The 18,595-nt window shown below is 46.4% G+C and carries 19 protein-coding genes; 2 read left to right on the top strand and 17 right to left on the bottom strand.

The genetic code is table 11. The annotated features are described in order from the left end of the window. Positions 1 to 265: 265 nt before the first annotated feature. The 13 genes from BUB66_RS05440 to ligD form a co-directional block, all read right to left on the bottom strand. The gene (locus BUB66_RS05440) at positions 266 to 985 is read right to left on the bottom strand and encodes an ABC transporter ATP-binding protein (RefSeq protein ID WP_073255841.1); all 720 of its coding nucleotides are present in this window, start codon (positions 983 to 985) and stop codon (positions 266 to 268) included. Beyond that, entirely contained in the window at positions 978 to 1,754 is a 777-nt protein-coding gene (locus BUB66_RS05445; RefSeq protein WP_073255844.1) for an ABC transporter ATP-binding protein, read from the bottom strand. Before BUB66_RS05445 ends, BUB66_RS05440 begins: the two co-directional genes overlap by 8 nt. Before the next feature lies 1 nt (position 1,755). Continuing rightward, positions 1,756 to 2,640 (bottom strand): branched-chain amino acid ABC transporter permease, encoded by an 885-nt coding sequence (locus BUB66_RS05450; protein ID WP_073255847.1) that lies wholly within the window; start codon positions 2,638 to 2,640, stop codon positions 1,756 to 1,758. A gap of 12 nt (positions 2,641 to 2,652) precedes the next feature. Continuing rightward, on the bottom strand, positions 2,653 to 3,531 hold the full coding sequence (locus tag BUB66_RS05455) for a branched-chain amino acid ABC transporter permease (RefSeq protein ID WP_073255850.1): 879 nt from the start codon (positions 3,529 to 3,531) through the stop codon (positions 2,653 to 2,655). A gap of 55 nt (positions 3,532 to 3,586) precedes the next feature. Next, the gene (locus BUB66_RS05460; protein ID WP_073255853.1) at positions 3,587 to 4,756 is read right to left on the bottom strand and encodes an ABC transporter substrate-binding protein; all 1,170 of its coding nucleotides are present in this window, start codon (positions 4,754 to 4,756) and stop codon (positions 3,587 to 3,589) included. 292 nt (positions 4,757 to 5,048) lie between these two features. Continuing rightward, on the bottom strand, positions 5,049 to 5,540 hold the full coding sequence (locus BUB66_RS05465; RefSeq protein ID WP_073255856.1) for an ECF transporter S component: 492 nt from the start codon (positions 5,538 to 5,540) through the stop codon (positions 5,049 to 5,051). 109 nt (positions 5,541 to 5,649) lie between these two features. Further along, positions 5,650 to 6,663 carry a tryptophan--tRNA ligase gene (gene trpS, locus BUB66_RS05470; protein WP_143156223.1) on the bottom strand — a complete coding sequence of 338 codons (1,014 nt, stop codon included), beginning with the start codon at positions 6,661 to 6,663 and terminating at the stop codon, positions 5,650 to 5,652. Positions 6,664 to 6,776: 113 nt separating this feature from the next. Beyond that, entirely contained in the window at positions 6,777 to 7,679 is a 903-nt protein-coding gene (locus BUB66_RS05475) for a DMT family transporter (protein WP_073255862.1), read from the bottom strand. Positions 7,680 to 7,704: 25 nt separating this feature from the next. Beyond that, complete coding sequence (locus BUB66_RS05480; protein WP_073255865.1) at positions 7,705 to 9,120, bottom strand: peptidoglycan D,D-transpeptidase FtsI family protein; 1,416 nt, start codon at positions 9,118 to 9,120, stop codon at positions 7,705 to 7,707. Beyond that, positions 9,107 to 10,336, bottom strand: a complete 1,230-nt coding sequence (locus tag BUB66_RS05485) for an FtsW/RodA/SpoVE family cell cycle protein (RefSeq protein ID WP_198409377.1) — start codon at positions 10,334 to 10,336, stop codon at positions 9,107 to 9,109. The genes BUB66_RS05480 and BUB66_RS05485 overlap by 14 nt, the downstream gene beginning before the upstream one ends. Then, positions 10,308 to 10,742 carry an FHA domain-containing protein gene (locus BUB66_RS05490; protein ID WP_073255868.1) on the bottom strand — a complete coding sequence of 145 codons (435 nt, stop codon included), beginning with the start codon at positions 10,740 to 10,742 and terminating at the stop codon, positions 10,308 to 10,310. The genes BUB66_RS05485 and BUB66_RS05490 overlap by 29 nt, the downstream gene beginning before the upstream one ends. A 20-nt stretch (positions 10,743 to 10,762) precedes the next feature. Then, positions 10,763 to 11,857 carry an NAD(P)/FAD-dependent oxidoreductase gene (locus BUB66_RS05495; RefSeq protein WP_244269761.1) on the bottom strand — a complete coding sequence of 365 codons (1,095 nt, stop codon included), beginning with the start codon at positions 11,855 to 11,857 and terminating at the stop codon, positions 10,763 to 10,765. Between the two features lie 25 nt (positions 11,858 to 11,882). Next, on the bottom strand, positions 11,883 to 12,776 hold the full coding sequence (gene ligD, locus BUB66_RS05500) for a non-homologous end-joining DNA ligase (RefSeq protein ID WP_073255871.1): 894 nt from the start codon (positions 12,774 to 12,776) through the stop codon (positions 11,883 to 11,885). 104 nt (positions 12,777 to 12,880) lie between these two features. Here ligD and BUB66_RS05505 point away from each other — a divergent pair, with 104 nt between their 5' ends. After that, positions 12,881 to 13,798, top strand: coding sequence for an ATP-dependent DNA ligase (locus BUB66_RS05505; RefSeq protein WP_073255874.1), 918 nt, complete (start codon positions 12,881 to 12,883; stop codon positions 13,796 to 13,798). A gap of 3 nt (positions 13,799 to 13,801) precedes the next feature. Here BUB66_RS05505 and ku read toward each other — a convergent pair whose 3' ends face one another. Next, positions 13,802 to 14,632 carry a non-homologous end joining protein Ku gene (ku, locus tag BUB66_RS05510; protein ID WP_073255877.1) on the bottom strand — a complete coding sequence of 277 codons (831 nt, stop codon included), beginning with the start codon at positions 14,630 to 14,632 and terminating at the stop codon, positions 13,802 to 13,804. A 233-nt stretch (positions 14,633 to 14,865) separates the two neighbouring features. Between ku and BUB66_RS05515 the strand changes: the two genes are divergently transcribed. Continuing rightward, positions 14,866 to 15,507, top strand: coding sequence for an MtnX-like HAD-IB family phosphatase (locus tag BUB66_RS05515; protein ID WP_073255880.1), 642 nt, complete (start codon positions 14,866 to 14,868; stop codon positions 15,505 to 15,507). Here the strand turns inward: BUB66_RS05515 and BUB66_RS05520 are convergent. Genes BUB66_RS05520 through BUB66_RS05530 form a run of 3 tightly spaced genes read right to left on the bottom strand, consistent with a single transcriptional unit; the run spans position 15,494 to position 18,508 of the window. After that, complete coding sequence (locus BUB66_RS05520) at positions 15,494 to 16,444, bottom strand: acyl-CoA dehydratase activase (RefSeq protein ID WP_073255883.1); 951 nt, start codon at positions 16,442 to 16,444, stop codon at positions 15,494 to 15,496. The two genes, BUB66_RS05515 and BUB66_RS05520, sit on opposite strands and share 14 nt — an antisense overlap. After that, the gene (locus BUB66_RS05525) at positions 16,422 to 17,555 is read right to left on the bottom strand and encodes a 2-hydroxyacyl-CoA dehydratase (RefSeq protein WP_073255886.1); all 1,134 of its coding nucleotides are present in this window, start codon (positions 17,553 to 17,555) and stop codon (positions 16,422 to 16,424) included. The genes BUB66_RS05520 and BUB66_RS05525 overlap by 23 nt, the downstream gene beginning before the upstream one ends. Beyond that, on the bottom strand, positions 17,552 to 18,508 hold the full coding sequence (locus BUB66_RS05530) for an acyl-CoA dehydratase activase-related protein (RefSeq protein WP_073255890.1): 957 nt from the start codon (positions 18,506 to 18,508) through the stop codon (positions 17,552 to 17,554). The genes BUB66_RS05525 and BUB66_RS05530 overlap by 4 nt, the downstream gene beginning before the upstream one ends. Between the last annotated feature and the right edge of the window lie 87 nt (positions 18,509 to 18,595).

An 18,595-nucleotide genomic window follows, 5' to 3' on the forward strand; every position in this document is an offset into this window, starting at 1 on the left:
ATATTCGTCCTCACACACACCACAGAACACGCGGGGCTGCATCCGACGGTTCACAAGCTTCACGAAGATTATGATAGCGTTCGGTAAAGCTCATAAGGCCCTGGGATTGCAAGTAAACACTGCTCAGGGCCTTATTCCATTTACCCGCGTATCATTTTGCCGTGGGATTTAAATGCGTATCTTTGCCTTTGTGCATCGGGTGGCCCTTAGCACCTTTTAACTTGCAGTAGATAATACATAAAGCCCTCAAAAGAGGGCTTTCGATTTAACCGCGGTTATTCACCTTTACTCCAAGGTATGATTCTTTTATCCCCGGATCGTCGAGGAGGTCTTGTGCCCTGCCGCTTTTTACTATCCTTCCTTGTTCGAGCACATAAGCTCTGTCAGCGGTGGCCAGAGCTTTATAGGCGTTTTGCTCTACCAGCAGGATGGTCTTGCCCATGCTCTTGATGTCCTTTATAACTTTGAAAATGGTTTGGACCATCAAAGGGGCAAGGCCGAGCGAAGGTTCATCCATAAGCACGAGCTCTGGATTGCCCATAAGCCCCCGCCCTATAGCAAGCATCTGTTGCTCCCCGCCGGAGAGAGTCCCCGCCATCTGCTTTTCTCTTTCTTTCAGGCGGGGAAAGAGCTCGTACACCATTTCCAAATCCCGCTTTATCCCATTCATATCACTCCTAAGGTATGCCCCCAGCATAAGGTTGTCCTTCACTGTGAGATTTGCGAAAATCAACCTTCCCTCGGGCACCTGGACGATGCCCCTTTTTACAATGAGGTGGGGCAATTTTGGGAGTGGTTCTCCCTTGAACAAGATGCTGCCTTCCCTGTACCTCACGATTCCCGATACGGCATTCAAAAGCGTGGATTTTCCAGCGCCGTTTGCGCCTATTATTGTGACTATTTCACCCTTTTCCACCGATATGCTGACGCCTTTAAGGGCATGTATGCCACCGTAATAGACGTGAAGGTCTTTGATTTCAAGCAACCGGCATCCCCCCTTCGCCCAGGTACGCCTCTATCACTTTCGGGTCCTGCTGGATTTTTTCGGGAGGCCCTTCTGCCAACTTCTCACCGAAGTTGAGCACTACGATGTTTTCGCATATCCCCATTATCAAGTCCATGTGGTGTTCTATGACGAGGATGGTGCAACAGAATTCATCCCTTATCCTTCGGATGAGGTTCATCAGTTGCAGAGTCTCGTCGGGATTCATGCCTGCGGCGGGTTCGTCTAGCAGGAGAAGCTTGGGCTTTAAGGCCAGGGCTCTTGCAATTTCCAGCCTCCGCTGCAGTCCATAAGGGAGGGAATTAGCTACCTTGTCCTTCCAGCCTGAAAGCTCCATGAGCTCTAGAAGCCTTTCTGCAAACTCTTTCAATTCCCTCTCCTGCCGCCTAAATTTATTCAACCTCAAGGCCACATCACATATATTGTAATCGGCGTTGTGGTGACATGCCGTCAAAACGTTTTGGTAAACCGTCAGGTTTTTAAAGAGCCTGATGTTCTGGAAAGTCCTTGTAATCCCCATCCTTGCAATTATGTGGGGTTCTTTGTCGTGGATCGGGGTATTCTCAAAATATATACTGCCGCTTGTGACTTTGTAAATTCCAGTAATAAGGTTAAAAACGGTCGTCTTTCCCGCGCCATTTGGTCCTATGAGCCCCGATATGGAACCCTGTCTAACCGCAAAGCTCACATCTTTCACGGCGGTAAGGCCACCAAAGGTTTTAGTAAGATTTTCTATTCTCAAAAGCTCCATCCTATGCCTCCCCGCTTCGAATAGCCCTATTTTTGCCCGATTTTTTTAAAATGGAAGTTATGCCTTTTAACGTTATCTCCTTACCGCCCATGAGGCCTTGCGGCCTTGCTATCATGATGAATATAACAGCAGCACCGTATATCACGAACCTCCACACCGCAAATGACCTTAAAATTTCCGGCAGCACCGTCAAAAAGAAAGCAGCAAGCACGCTACCAGAAATGCTTCCGATTCCGCCAAATATTACCATTATGGTGTACTCCGTAGACTTTTGCAAGCCGAACAGTTTAGGCTGGAGGAAGGTAAGGTAATATCCCAGAAGCCCTCCAGCCACGCCGGCATATACGGCACTGATAAAAAGCGAAATAACTTTATACCTATAGACATCGATCCCCATAACCTTAGCAGCTAGTTCTTCTTCCCTCACCGCTATCATCGCACGCCCGTGCCTAGAATTTATCAAAAATACCAAAAATATGATTCCGAACAAGCTAAATATCACTACTGTCATGAGGTCTACCTTAGGGGGTATGCCCGGCCAGCCCCTCGCCCCGCCGAAAATCTGAAGGTTATCCAGCAAAAGCCGTATTGCCTCCCCGAATCCCAAAGTTGCGATGCAAAAGTAATCGCCTTTTAGATTGAGAGTAAGCCTTCCTATGAAAAGGCTCACTAGGCCTGCCGAAAGTCCCCCAGCGATAACAGCAGCTATAAAAGGCAGCCCCAACCTTTCTCCGAAATATACGCATGTGTACGCCCCAACAGCCATAAAGCCTGCGTGGCCAAAAGAAAAAAGTCCCGTAAACCCGGTCAGGAGGGAAAGGCCCAAAACTGCTATAATGTTTATTCCCGCGAGAATCAGCACTCCTTCGATATAAAACCAATTCACAACAATCCCTCCTTACGCCTTTTCTTCGGAGGATTTACCCATGAGACCCATGGGTTTAAATACAAGGATCAATATCAATAAGCTGAAAGAAATCAGGTCCCTGTACTGGGACATCATGTAGCCCGATACCATGGTTTCAAGGATGCCCAGGATAAAAGAACCTATCACCGCTCCTGGCAGGCTCCCAAGTCCGCCAAATACTGCTGCTATGAAAGACTTTATTGTTATCGAGCCTATCTGGGGATAGACAGTGTATTTCATTCCAAAAAGCACTCCGGCAATCCCGGCCAGAAATCCTCCAAGGGCGAAAACCACAATTGTCACAAAATCCGTATTTATTCCCATCAAGGCACTAGCTTTTGGATTAAATGCCGTGGCCTGTATGGCTTTTCCCATTTTGGTAAACTCAATAAAATAAACCAGGGCAACAAGACTAATACACGAAATTACAAACATCACCATATCTAGACGTCCTACGTATATGCCTCCCAAATTGAAAGGCTGGGGCGCAAAGACTTGTGGATAGGTCCGGAAAGTCGGGCCTATGGTAGCTATCACGAAATTTTCCATAAACATAGAAGCCCCCATCGCTGAAATCATAAAATACAAGAAGGGGGCATTCCTTGCTCTTAAGGGCTTATAGGCCACCCTCTCCACCAATACCGCAACCAGCATCGCACAAATTCCAGCCCCGAAAAAAGCTACCCAAAACGGCATCTTATAAAGGGTAACGAAGAAAAAGCCGAAATACGCCCCCAGCATTATCACACCGCCGTGGGCAAAATTACTGAAATTCATTATGCTGTAGACCAACGAATAACCCACCGCCATGAGGGCGTATACGCTGCCTATCGAAAGGCCATTAATCAGTTGTTGCAGTATCTGGATCATACAATCCCCCTTATTCACGGCGGGCCCTGCGCGAAAAGCGCAGGACCCATAATCTTCACTCAGTCACAGCGTATTTCTGCTGGAACTTATACTTGCCGCCTTCTATCTTTATTATAGCCGCTTCTTTCCCTTCGGGGTTGTGGGTATCCTTGCTTATCCTTATCCTTCCAGTAATGCCCTGAATATCAACCGTCTCCAAGGCATCTCTTATAGCCACCGGGTCAAAGCTGTTGGCCCGCTTTATGGCGTCCACCAGCACAAAGAATGCGTCATGGGCCAGGTATCCGTTGAGCTCGGGCATTTTGCCGTATTTGGCATTGTATTTTTGTTTAAATTCCTGCACCGCCGGGTCGTCGAAATCCAGGTGGTTTACAAAGTAGCTCCCTTCGACAGCATCGGCTGCCATTTCCAGCAAGGTATCCGAAGGCCATCCGTCGCCGCCCATTAGCACGCTCTTTATGCCGAGGTCCCTGGCCTGCTTTGCGCTGAGGGCCACTTCCTTGAAGAAGTAAGGCATGAAGATTACGTCGGGGCTCGCGGCCTTGATTTTTGAAAGCTGCGGTCTGAAATCGGTATCCCCGCTCTTGAAAGCCTCCTTGGCCACTATCTGTCCGCCTTTTTCCTCAAAAGTCTTTATGAAAAATTCTGCAAGTCCCTGGGAGTACTCGTCGGTCACGTCGTAAAGAACCGCCGCCTTTTTAAACCCCAATACGTCGTAAGCGTAACCGGCCGCAACGGCACCCTGGTAGGGGTCTATAAAGCACACCCTAAAGTTGAAGGGCTTCACTTTTCCGTCCAAAACCGTTACTTTGGGATTAGTTGCAACTGTGGCTATGTCTGGAACTTTCATCTCTTCCAGAATACCGGAAATTGCCATCGCCGAGCTGCTGGTGTTGGGGCCTATAATGGCGATCACCTTGTCCTGGGAAATTAGCCTTTTTACTGCGTTTACAGCTTCAGTAGCATCACCGCGGGTGTCATAGCCCACAATTTCTATTTTTTTGCCCAAGACTCCGCCTGAATTGTTTAGCTCTTCAGCTAGCATTTTTAGGGTATTAAGTTCGCTCTGTCCCCATACGGCCTGGTCCCCGGTTAGAGAGCCTATCCAGCCGACTTTGACCACATCGCCGGATGCGCCCTGATTTTTCTGCCCCTGGCCGCAACCAGAAATTGATAAAATCACGAGAAGGGCTGATAAAATTAGCAACGCCACTTTTTTTGACATTCCAGTTCCCCCTTTGATTTTATAATTAATTTTAATTTTCGGATAATATTGTTTTCTCCCCTCTTCTTACCCCCTTTTTTTTGTTTACTAACTTCTATCGCCGAAGGGTTTCTCAAAAACTCATAAATATTTATACTCGTAAATATTATATATATTTAGAAAGATAACAGACGACACTTCTATTATAAACGTAACCCTTGGCAGCGTCAATGAATTTTTATTTCCTTTTTGTCAGGTATTATGTACACAAAAAATGGGAGGCATAACATCCCCCCATATTTTCTGTATAAAATTACATATCCTCTCCCTTGTCAATCTTTTTTAACACAACTGCAACAGCCACACCTACCGCTGCCCCTATTGATGCCGTCATCAGTTGCGGCAGGGTAAAGGCCTGGATAACAGGCTGTGGCACTTTTACTCCTACCCATTTTAAGATATAAACTGCACAGATCGAAAGCCAGGCGTACTTTGCTAAAGAAGGCAGCGCAATTTTTAATACCGTATTCTTTTGGACAGAATAAAGCCATACATAGAGAGCGTTCCCCGCCATTATGAACGGCACCATTGGAGGAAATTTTAAAATTCCTACTAAGATCGCAATCAAAGGAGTCAAAAGGCCTATGGTAACTCCCGAAATCGGATTAACCATTTCCCCTGCGATGACGAGCATGGCATTTACCAAAGAGCCGGTAATAATTTGGGGCATTTTAAGGTACTGAACCATGAGCGTCAAGGCAAGCAATAAGGCGGTCCTGGTCAAAAATTTCGTATCTTTTTTCATAAAAAATACCCCCTTCGCTCAGGACTACCCTTGCGTCAGGTTGAGAATGTCTTCACTTTCTATTTTAATCTGTTGAAAGCAAAAGTCAATGTTATTTTTATAAAATTTCTCACAGATTGCCCTCGGGCAGCGGCACTAGTCCTATTTTATCGTACACTTCCTTTAACGTCTGAGAGGCAATATCTTTTGCCCTGGTAGCTCCACATTTTATCACACTTTCGAGGTAACCTTTGTCGGCCATAAGCTCTCGGTATTTTTCTCTGATAGGCCTAAGACCTTCTATAACCGCTTCAGCCACAGCCTTCTTAAAAGCTCCGTAGCCTTGTCCTTCAAATTCCTTTTCAATTTCCTCGAAAGACCGCCCTGTCATAGCAGCATAAATGTTCATCAAATTGCTTATGCCGGGCTTTGCTTTCTCATCATAGCGTATGACCGCTTCAGAATCGGTAACCGCTTTTTTAAATTTCCTCATTATCAAATCAGGCGAATCGAGCACTAAAATATAGCTGTTTTCGTTTTCGTCGCTCTTTGACATCTTTTTCGTCGGCTCCTGCAGGCTCATTATCCTTGCTCCAACTTTCGGAATGTACGCCTCCGGTATTTTGAACACTTCTCCATACAGGTTGTTGAACCTTACGGCAACGTCCCGGGTAAGTTCGATATGTTGTTTTTGGTCTTCTCCCACGGGAACCAGGTCCGTCTTGAAAAGCAGGATGTCTGCCGCCATCAATACAGGATAGGTGAAAAGCCCTGCGTTTATGTTGTCCCTGTGCTTTCTCGCCTTTTCTTTAAATTGTGTCATCCTGCTCAGCTCTCCTACGTAAGTGTAGCAGTTCAAAATCCACGCCAGTTCTGCATGGGCGCTTACATGAGACTGGAAATATATAATGTTTTTTTCAGGATCAAGCCCACACGCCAGGTATTGAGCCAAAAATGAATAGCATCTTTCTCTAAATGCTGCCGGGTCCTGCCTTACTGTAAGCGCATGAAGGTCCACTATGCAGTAAATACAATCGTACTCATCCTGAAGCTTGACCCAGTTTTTTATAGCTCCCAGATAGTTTCCAAGTGTCACAGAGCCCGAAGGCTGCGCACCGCTGAATATCCTTTTTTTACCGGTCATATATCCCATCCCATCCTGCATTTTACTTTTTTTATTTATTTTACAATGGAAATCTAAAATATACAAGCTGTGTCAAATTTACAAGGCCCCGGTTTCTTGTTTCCATGTCATTTTTAAGCGCCTTTACCGCATTTGACCCGAGATTCCGTTTTTACTCCATCAGCAGGTAAAAGCTCTGTTATCAGGACACCTGCCAGTATCAGCGCAAAGCCGGTCAGAGCTTTTAGCGTCAATGGCTCACCCCAAAAGAGGAAAGAAAATACTGCAGCAAACACCGCCTCCTGGCACATTATGACCGCCGCATGGGTAGAGGTAGTATACTTCTGGGCCACGTTCTGCACGAGAAAGGCACCTGCCGTGCAGCAAATAACTGCATAAAGTATTGCAATCCACATCGTCAAATCAAGCGTCACGGGCATAGGCTCTGTCAATGCACCTGCTAAGAGGGAGAGGATTCCGGTTATGCCAGTCTCTAGGATTGCCAGGTTTACAGGGTTTCCACGCCTGGCGTAATATTCAATAGTCACTATCTGCATAGCAAAGAATACGGCACAGAGCAATGTGAGAAAGTCGCCTTTGCTTATCCTAAAACCCCCTTCCAGAGAGATGACGCCCAGGCCGGCAAAAGTGACGGCAGCTCCTAATACTTGATACCAGCCGGGAAATTTTTTATTTAAAGTGTATGCCAGAAACGGAACCATAACCACATTGCTTCCGGTTATAAAACCGGATTTGGCAGGAGTCGTATATAAAAGGCCCAAGGTCTGGGTTGCAAAGCCGAAAAAGAGAAAAAGACCTATTATGGTGCCCCCGACGATATCCTCTTTGTCCATGACCTTTAAATTATCTCTAAATATTGCCGCAAGGATGAGGAAGGCCAGCAAAAACCGCACAGCAAGGTACATAAAAGGAGTTATCCTCTGAAGGGCGTTTTTCATCACCACAAAATTAAGTCCCCAGGCCATTGCTATGAGAAGAAGAGCGCCGTCAGCTAATAGGCTTTTTTTAATCTTCATATAACTTACCTCCGCTTTAGTATAATTAATCCTGCTGCAGCCCCTTCAAATACTGCCACATAACCTCTCGGGCTATAGGAGCTGCATTTGCCCCTCCTGAACCGGCGTTTTCTACTATGACCGCCACAGCAATTTTCGGGCTGTCTGCCGGTGCAAATCCCACAAACCAGGCGTGAGGCCTTCCATGGGGATTTTCGGCACTGCCTGTCTTGCCTGCTACCTTTACTCCTTTTATCCTGGCTTGTTGACCGGTCCCGTTCTCCACTACATCAACCATATACTCCTTGATCTTATTTGCCGTAATTGCATCGATCGCCTCTTTTAAAACTGAAGGGGTAGAAATATTTTTAACCCCTCCTAATGGGGTGACAACTTCCTTAACAATATAAGGCTTCATAATTCGCCCGCCGCTTGCAACTGCAGAAGCCACCATAGCCATCTGAAATGGGGTCGCAAGAATTTTCCCCTGGCCTATGGAAGCCTCGCCAAGTTCCACATCATCCCCTACCAAAGAAAACCGCGGAAAGCGGCTTGTTGCCACAGGGAGTTCGAAAGATACTCCTTCATTGAAACCGAAATCCACCGCCTTTTCAAAAAGCCTCTCCTTCCCTACTTCCAGACCCACCTTTACAAAAACCGAATTGCTTGAGAGGCTAAAAGCCCTTTTTATGTCATAATCTCCCGGCCTGAAACCTTCGTAATCTCTTATCACTCTGCCGTTCACTTCCACATATCCCGGAGTTTTGTAGGTTTTAAACTCTAAATCCTGTATGCTTTCTAAGGCTGCAGCAAGGGTCACTATTTTAAAAGTAGACCCGGGCGGATATAGCCCTTGCACCGCCCGGTTGAGCAAAGGGCTGCTTTCATTTTTATAAAGCGATTCCCATTTTTGTTCAATAAAATTAGGGTCGTAACCGGGCGAGCTGACCAGGGCAAGCACAGCTCCGGTATTCGGTTCAAGAGCGACCAAAGCTCCCCGCCTTCCTCTAAAGAGCTGGTAGGCTTTATTTTGCAGCTCCGAGTCTATTGTCAAATACACATCGTTTCCCTTTGAAACCCCCAACACTTTTTGCCGCAAAACCATCATGGGGTCCTGCTGCGAAACCCCCAATAGCTCTCCGTTCAATGTCTGCTCTAAGCCGGCCCTACCCAATTTTCTGGTGGAATACCCGATAACCGGCCCGAAGGCTTCGCCTCCTTGATAAACCCGTTTTTTCCTACCGCTTTCCTCTACGGTCTTTGCAAGAACCCTGCCCTTTGAATCGTATATTGTACCCCTTATTATACTTTCTTCCTGCTCCCAGAGCCTTCGGTTGTAGGAACTTTCGATGAGCTTTTGGCGCTCGTATACCTGAAAATATGTAAGATATCCGAGAAGACTTAAAAAAAGCCCGCAAAACATTATAAATACCAGTCTTACGTTCCTCTTAAGCCTCGTCATCGTCTTCATCCTCCAGAGCTCTCTGCCACAATCCGTTCAATACTCCGAGGGAAGCAAAGCTCATTACCAGCGAGCTGCCTCCGTAACTCATAAAAGGAAGCGTAACACCGGTCACAGGTATTAGTTTTATAACGCCGCCTATAATGGTAAAAATCTGCATCCCAAACATCACCGTATGCCCTACTGCCAGCAAAATCTCAAAGTTTTCCCGAAGTCTCAAGGCGATCCTTATTCCCCTGTACACAAGAAGGAAATACATCAGCACCACCGCTGCAGCTCCCAGAAAGCCAAATTCTTCGGCAAAAGCTGAGAAGATAAAATCCGTCGCTACCGCCGGGATGAAGTCAGGCCTTCCCAGGCCCAGGCCTGTCCCGAAGTATCCCCCTTCTGCTATGGCAAAGAGCGACTGCGCTATCTGATACCCCCTGCCGGGCACATCCTGCCAGGGATTGAGCCAGGCCTCTATCCTCACCTTTACATGGTCAAAAAGGTTGTACCCCAGGACCCCAAGGGCCGCAAAAAGGCCCCCGCCAACGGCAAATAAATCTATCCGCGAAGTCGCCACAAAAATTACGATCAGGGCGGTAAAATAAAACAGCATCGCTCCTCCCAAATCCTTTGACAAGGTCAAAAGTCCAATCACTGCAAGGATTTCCGCTATCATCCTGGAAAATGAAGTTATCCTGCCGTTTTTTAAAGCGCCAGCCAAGTAAAAGGCAAAGGTTATTTTCGCAAGCTCTGAGGGTTGAAAAGTAAACCTTCCAAATATGAGCCAGTTTTTAGCACCGCCTTTTTCCACCCCAAATAAGAGGGGAAGAATTAGCAAAATTATAGTGGCTCCCCAGTAAAAAAAAGGTGCAATTTCGCGCTTTAGCAGGTATTTGGTAAAGAAACTGACCAAAATAAAAAATGCTACGCCTATCCCGAAAAATATAACCTGCCTTTTAAAAAGCTCCAGGTTTATCCGACACAGCATGATAAGTCCAAGCTGTGCCAAAAAAGAAGAGATCAACAACAAAAATTTATCGGAATTCGTTATCACCCACCCGGTGAAAAAATACCCAATAAATACTACAGTCAGAAACGCCAGTGCTCCATAAAAAGGCAAAAAATCTACCGGTTTCCTGTACATGGAAAGAAGCAAAAAAGACAAAAAACCCACCAGGGCCATAGCGGCAAGCGACCTGTTATAAATTGCTTCCTCTCTCGAGTCCACGGTCCTCCCTCCTCAAAAAGGTAAATTTCCGGCTGCCCATCGTTATGACATCCTTCTCCTTTAGCGCCATCGGTTTTTTAATCCTCCTGCCGTTGATATAAGTACCGTTTGTGCTCTTTAAGTCCTGAATTATAAGTCTCCTTCCTCGCCTGTAAATCATGGCGTGCTTGCTAGAAAGATAAGGATCGTCAATCACAATATCCGAGTCCTTTGCCCTCCCTATCGTTGTCACCCTGCGGATAGGAAATTCCCTCCCATCCTCGCACCTTAGGCAATAGCCGGTCTCATCCGGCGACTTTCCTTCTTCATAAAGGTCGAGGACCATCAACTTTAGAAAGTTATAAAGAAAATAATATATAAGTCCGATCAGCAAAAATTTCAAGATCTGAGCAAGAAGCTCATACACTAAAAACCACCTCTAGTATATTATAACACAATAAAGAAATGCCTTTCTTTCACGTAATAATAACGTAAAATCCTTGCAAAGGTTTTAAAAAGCAAAATGTTAAGGTAAGTGGGGTTAAAAAGCAGCCTGCAAAGCCCTGTCTCAATCATCTTGCTTACCACTGCATCCATCTTTTCAAAGTCCAGTTTTTCCCAAACCCTTGATGCGGTCGATTCAAGTTCAAGCCTCGGCAAGAGCAGTTTCCTGAGATTTTTCTCGTAAAATTTTCCGCCATAAACAATGCTTTTTGCGGCACACATCCCGCTCAAAAGGGCCATGTCTATGCCCCCGCCGTGAAGCGGTGAGGTGAGACCTGCTGCATCCCCAACAAGCAGTATATTGTCGTAAAAAAGGCGGGGTAGCATCCTGACAGGGCATATACCACCGAGCTCCCTTATCACGCGGTACTCAGAAAGTCCTTCAATTTCAAGCACATATTCCAGCAAATTCCATAGTTTTGTGGGTTCTTTTCCGAAATTGCCAACTCCCACGTTAGCCGAATTTTTACCTTTTGGAAATATCCAGTAGTAGCCGAACAACCCAGGGAGCAGGCCAACTTTAAAATTGTTCCCGATATGCGAAAAATCCCCTTCCATCACGAACTGCACCGTTTTTCCGCAGTTTCGTTTGTAAAAGTCCGAAAAACCGTAAGCCCTGGAAGTCACCGAAGGAGCTCCACTGGCATCTATTATGAGATCATAATCTTTTTTTAATGCCTTCAGGTCTTTCGGAAAAACCGGAAAGTTTTCTTCGATGACCACTCCTTTTTCTATAGCCTCAGCCCCCAGACTTTTTTGCCATTCCCTTCTGTCGAGCATCCATATATTCATCCTGCTGACATCTATCTCATAAGTATTCTTTATCTTTACAATGAGTTTTTCGACTTTAAACTTAACCCCTGCCTGCGGTTTTCCCAATTTCTTGAGAGGATCGAAAAATCCTTCGGCACACCTTATGTTTTCGCCTATCTTTTCTTTTTCCATAAGCCTTACTTTATGACCCATTCGGGCAGCATATATTGCCGACGAAAGGCCGGCCGGTCCTCCCCCTATGACAAGCACTCTTGCCATAGCCATTTCTCCCCCCTCTTATTTTTGTCTTTTAAAGCCACTGGTCAATTCTTTGCCTTTCTTCTAGGACGCCCTTAAAAAGATCCCCCGTTTTTTTCAGCCTCTCGGGCATGTTTTTCAAAGTAAACATTGAAGGAACAACACTGCTTTCCAATTCTCCCCAGGTAACCGGCGCAGATACGGGGGCGCCTGTAAGAGGCCGCGGACAATAAGGTGCGATCAATGTCTTTCCCTTGACGTTTTGCATATAGTCCAGGTACACCCTCCCCCTTCTTTTTGCTATGTTTCTCTCGGTAGTTGCCTTTTCAGGGAACGTTTTTTCCAGAACCTTGCAGAAAAATTCCGCAAAGGTCCTCACCTGCCTGTAGGTATAACAGGGTTCGAGCGGCACGTAAACCTGAATTCCCGTTGCCCCGGAAGTCTTGGGATAACTCCTGAAGCCTTCCATTTCAAGTAATTTTTTCAAGGCAAGGGCAAGAAACCTTGCATCTTCAAAATCGGTGTCTTCCATCGGGTCAAGGTCAAACACTGCAAAATCGGGATGGTCTATGCTTCCTATTCGAGAAAGCCACGGGTGTATTTCTAAACTTGCCTGATTGGCAGCCCACACTAGGCTTTTTAAATCGTCAATCAGGACATAACTTATCTTTCTTTTTTGCCCGCCCGATAAGGTTACGACGGTATAAGTTTTGAGCCATTTAGGTGCATAATCGGGCGCATTTTTCTGGTAAAAACTTTCACCGCCTATACCTTCGGGGTAACGCGTAAAAACTATGGGACGGTCTTTTAAGTGAGGCAGCAAATAGGGGGCTATTTTCACGAAATAGTTTATAATATCCGCTTTCGTTATCCCATCTTCCGGCCACATCAATTTCGAAAGGTTGCTGAGCTTTAGCTTTTCGCCTCCCACTGACACGACGGTCATTTTACCGCACCTTTCCTTTTATTTTTATATTAGATTTTGCCGGCCGATTTCCCTCTTATGCAAAAATATTTTTAAAAAAGGAAAAAATATATAGGGTGGTTGCCATGATTAAGCCCGGCATTCCCTTCATTCCAATGGAACCCACGCCCTGCCGCGAAGCTTTCGACGACGAAAGCTTCGGCTTTCAGGTGAAATGGGACGGGACCAGAGTCTTAGCCCACATAGACGGCAAAGTGGAGCTTTTCAACAGGAAGATGAAAGGGCGAACAAAACAGTACCCCGAGGTGGTTGATGCCCTTCTCCGGCTTTTCTCCGGCAAAAGCACGGTGCTCGACGGCGAGATGATAGCCCTTCTCGGTGGAAGGCCCGACTTTCATAACCTCATGAGGCGGGACATGGCGACCGACGAGGCCGCCGCAAAATACCTCGCCTCAAAAATACCGGTAACTTACGTGGTCTTCGACATCCTGCACCTTGACGGAAGGTGTCTTGCCGAACTCCCGTTCTCAGAACGATATGGCATTTTAAAAAACTGCCTTCAATCCCGCGAGCCAGTGGTGGTCACGGATACCTTCCCCGGCATGGGAATCTCCCTTTTCGAAGCGGTAAAGGCGAAGGGCCTTGAAGGCATAGTGGCAAAAAAGCTCGACAGCCGCTACGAAATTGGAAAAAAGAGCAAAAAATGGCTAAAGATCAAAAACCGTCGCATTATAACCGCCCTGGTGGGCGGGTTTCTGGCCGAAGGCAAGAGGGTTCGATCTCTTTTTCTCGGCCATCTGGTAGAAGGGCACTTGGTCTTTATCGGCAGGGTTTCCAGCGGCCTCAATGCGGAAAAGAGCAGTGCCCTTTTCGACGTTTTCTCTAGACTTATAACCGATGAATGCCCCTTTTCAGCGTTGCCGCCTCTATCAAAAAAAGAAAAACCCTTATGGGTTTTGCCTCGCACCCTAGTCGAAGTAGAATTTTTAGAGTACACCGGCGAAGGATTCCTGAGGCATCCCGTCCTCCGGGGTATTCTGTAGATTTTACGATGTTGCTGCTTTTTTCCTTTTGGCACCAGAGGCCTTCTTTTTTTCCGCCTTTTCCTTTTCCCTTTCCACCATGGCAAGGCTTGCCTTCAATGCTTCCATCAGGTCGACCACCTTCTCTTCCCTGCCAGGAGGCACCTTTACCTCTTCTCCCTCCACTTTCGCCCTTATGATGTCCAGCACCGCCTTTCTGTACTCATCGGTGTATTTTTCGGGCTTGAAGTCCGAAGAAAGGGAACCGATAAGCTGCATCGCCATTTTCACCTCGTTTTCATGAAGCTTTACATCGGGCAAAATTGGTACATCTCCGGCACTGCGCACCTCGTCAGGGTAAAACATGGTCTCCATCACCAGGTGCTTTTCACCGTAAGGCCGAACGCAGGCAAGGTGCTGTTTAGATCTTATCATTACTTTTGCTATTGCGATTTTCCCCGTTTTTTTAAGCGCTTCGAAAAGCAAAACATACGCCTTTTGCCCCGTTTCTTCAGGACCGAGGAAGTACGAACGGTCGAAATAAACCGGGTCAATTTCGGAAAGGTTTACAAAGTCCACTATGTCAATGGTGCGGGTTGTCTCGTCCGGTATGGATTCGAGGTCTTTTTCTTCTATCACCACAAATTTCCCTTTTTCGTATTCATATCCCCGCACAATTTCCTCGTCTTCAACCTTGCGGTTGCAAAAAGGGCAAACTTTTTCATAGCGTATCGGAGTGCCGCACGCCCTATGGATTTGCCTGAAGCTCAAACTTTTTCGTTCAGTCGCTGCGTACATCTTCACAGGCACGTTGACAAGTCCGAAACTTATCGAGCCCCTCCACAAAGCTCGCATCTTTTCACCTCCCGTTATAATGTTCCACTTAAAAAGGCATGTTATCCCTTCCAGCCTTTCCAGGAATATAAAGTATACAGCGAGTTTTTGGGGAAAAAATAAAAATGCCTGCAGGTGGCTAGCGAGGTACCGTGTCCCAATGGGTATCGATAGTTAGTCACCTGCAGGCTTTTTTTATATGTAACCCTGTGTTATAATTTTTCTTACCAAAATTTTTAAAAAAGGTGATAAAAATGGCAAAAATTGTATTTTTTATAGATTTCGACGGGACCGTAACCGACAAAGACACCTGCCTTGCTATGACAGAGGTCTTCGCCCGCGGCAATTGGCAGGAGCTGGAGCTCAAATGGCAAAAAGGGGAAATATCCACCGAAGAGTGCGCGAGAGAAACCTTTAAACTTTTCGACACAAGCGAACAGGAATTGAAAAATTTTTTGCTGGAGAACATAAAAATCGACGACCATTTCATAGACTTCGTAGAGTTTTGCCGCCAAATGGGGTATGAAATTTACATATTGAGCGACGGCTACGATTTTAACATCGAAACCATCTTTGTAAAATACGGCATAAGCGGGATACCCTACTTTGCGAACAAGCTCGTAATTGAAGGGATGAGATTTGACATCGAGTGCACTTACTCGTCGAAAACCTGCCCGCAGTGCGGCACTTGTAAAGCTGACCTTTTAGAAAAATTAAAACCTGCGGATGCCATTTCTATATACGTGGGAGATGGATACTCGGATATTTGTGCGGCCAAAAAGGCCGACGTGATTTTTGCAAAAGGAGTACTGCTCTCGCACCTACGCCAAGAAGGAACTCCCGCCATCGCTTATAGCGATTTTTCGGACATATTAAAATGGCTCAAACGTCAATGACTTTCCACCTGTTGCACCTATCCCCCCACCGGGCTATTACCTTTCCTTCCATTCTTATGTTGACTACCTCGCAGTGGTTGGAACAACCCTGGCATTCGAAGCTGTCAGCGGTAAATTCTATTTCGCTTGCGTCAAACCCCCTGAATTTGGTCTTGCTGACGTTGGCATCCTTGGCGAGTAAGGCTGCACCTATGGCGCCCATTACATTGTGGTATTTTGGGACGTATACTTCCATCTCCAGGGCTTCCTCGAAGGCGGCTTTCATCCCCACATTGGCCGCTACTCCCCCCTGAAAGACGACCTTCGGGCGGATTTCCTTGCCCTTCCCCACATTGTTTAGGTAATTTCGAACCAGTGCCTGACAGAGCCCCCTTATTATATCTTCCACCTTGTACCCCATCTGCTGCTTGTGAATCATGTCGGATTCGGCAAAAACCGCACACCTTCCCGCAATTCGAACCGGATTTTGTGACCTCAGGGCGTAATAGCCGAATTCCTCAATGGGTATCCCCAGCCTGTTGGCCTGCTGGTCCAGAAAAGACCCGGTTCCTGCGGCGCATACTGTGTTCATTGCAAAGTCGGTAACTACTCCATCTCGCAGAATAATTATCTTAGAGTCCTGTCCGCCTATTTCAATGACAGTGCGCACATCGGGGACTTCTTTCATGGCCGCTACAGCGTGGGCTGTGATCTCGTTCTTGACCACATCCGCACCAGCTATTACTGCCGCCAGTTGCCTGCCGCTCCCTGTAGTCCCAACTCCCTTTATATCCCAGTTTTTCTCGTTTTTCGATAAAATTCTAAGCCCTTCCTGAATTGCCTTTATAGGCTGGCCTTGAGTTCGCAAGTATATAGCTTCCTCTATCTTCCCATCCTCATCCATAACCACCAGGTTTGTGCTCACCGAACCCACGTCAATTCCCAAATAATGCGCCATAGACTACATCTCCTTTTTTGTTCGCCTCTTTATGTTTTCTTTTGGCTGCCAGCAAGTCTACGAAAGCCTCTATGCGCGTTCTAAGGCCTTCTTTCCCGGTCTGTTCGTCCAACGTCACCGGAAGGAATCCTATATCGTACTTTGCGCAAACTTTTGGCAGTATGCTTTTTGCCACAATTTCAGGGATGCAGGTAAACGGAGAAAGCTGTATTACCCCGTCAAAACCTCTTTTTGCAAAAAGGATTGCATTTCCCACCGATTCTCTTCCGTGGCCTCCGCACATTTCCTTGAAATACGGGGAGGCTAGCTTTTTTACGTCTCGCTCCCCGGGCATCCTCAAAAGGTCCATGACAGCATTGTAAAAGGTGTAAGAGGCTAAAAACATGGAACGCTCGGCGTATACTCCGAGGTCTCCCAGCATCTCTTCTATTTCCAGGTTAGCCGCAGGCTCTATCACCACGTATATTTCGCCGACGATGCCTATTTTGAGTGGGTCATATTCCTTTTTTTCTATCCTTTCATAAAGTAATTCTATTTCCCTTTCGATTTCTAGAAGGTCCTTGTAATCTTTCGCCTGAGCTATAAGCTCTGCACATTTCCTGTACGTCTTCGTGGTTTCACCTTTTTTGACCTCAAGGGGCCTTATCTTATGGGAGAGCTTTTCAGCCTTGTCAAGAAGCTGAAGTTCCTTCCAGGCAAACCTTAAGATTCTGTAATAGTCGGCAAAGCTAAGCCTCTTGTTTACCAGTTTTTTTATGCTGGCGATGAGCTCTTTAAGGTGCCTTCCCGGAGGTTCTAAAGTTATCATCTCGAATTCGTAGCCCAGGCTTTTTAAAATTTTTTCGTGCAGTGTGGTATAAAGCCCCGCCCTGCACGGCCCCACACCGCCAGTGGAGACCAGGGTGTCGGCCCCCGCCTCTAAGGCCTCTATATACGTTCCCAAGACTATTTTAAAAGGCAGGCACGCAAATTCCGGAGAATACTTTGTGCCCAGGCTCAAAGTCTCCTCTGTCGGACGCCTGGGCAGCACCACCTCGTTTCCGAAGGCGTTCATCAGCTTTTTGAACGTCATCGTCGCGTTACCCACATAAGGAAATGACACTTTCCTCATACTAGTATCGCCTCTTTTAGTTTTCTTCTCTTCAGCATATCTACAAAAGCCTCGAGCCGGGTGTTTACTCCCTCCTGACCGGTGTGCTCGTCGAAGGCGACAGTCAAAAATGGCACATTTTTTTCTCTTGCCTCCAGTTCCATTATCTTGTCCACAATAAAATCCGGCCCGCATCCAAAGGCAGTCACGTGGATTATACCGTCCACCAATTTTGTTTCCATAAAATGAAAAGCCGTCCTCAGGACGCTGTTGCTGAAGGTCCAAAACAGCATTTTTCTCAATCTTCGGGCGTACTTCCTTTTTTCCGTTTCCGTAACCATCTCGGGAGTAACGACATAAGCGCCCATTTTTATTAGCTTTCCGATTACATCCAGGCTGACGTACGGGTCGTAAAGCAGGTAAGGATATCCCACTACTCCCAACTTTATTTCAGCTTTTTTTTCCTGCACTCCTATTCCGAGGGGAGGAATGGCGCCTTTAAGAAAATCAAGCTTATATTTTTCCAAACTCTCCTTTGCCTTCCTATAAGCATTCCACGCCTTAAAAAAACTTTTATTGAACTTTCTCGCCACCGAAAGGCACAGGGAAAAAAGCTGCCTCTTGCCCTTTGCTATGTCTATTCTCACTTCCAGCATATTGTTCAAGTTTTCTAAGGAGCATACCAGCATGTCGGGAAGGCCGAGGAATTTCGGGCAGAAGGTAGCTTCACTATTTACCTTAACAAGCCTCGGGACAAATATGTAATCCACCCTTCCCATCAGATTTTTCACGTGGCCGTGAAAAAGTTTTACCGGCACACAGGCATCCGCTACAGCGTCCTCAACTCCTTCGTCGATAATTTCCTTCGATGTTGGGTCGGAAACCACCACTTCCAAACCGAGTTCCTCAAAGAAGGTGTTTATAAAGGGATAATATGCATAGTACGCCAAGGCTCTCGGCACTCCTATTTTCAATCGAGGTCTCTCCTTCGTTTTTTGTCGAGTCAATATATATTTCAACGTTTAGCATAAAATTCCTGCTGCAAAAAATGCGAAAGAGGA

The sequence above is a fragment of the Caldanaerovirga acetigignens genome (assembly GCF_900142995.1).
GTDB lineage: Bacteria > Bacillota > Thermosediminibacteria > Thermosediminibacterales > Thermosediminibacteraceae > Fervidicola > Fervidicola acetigignens.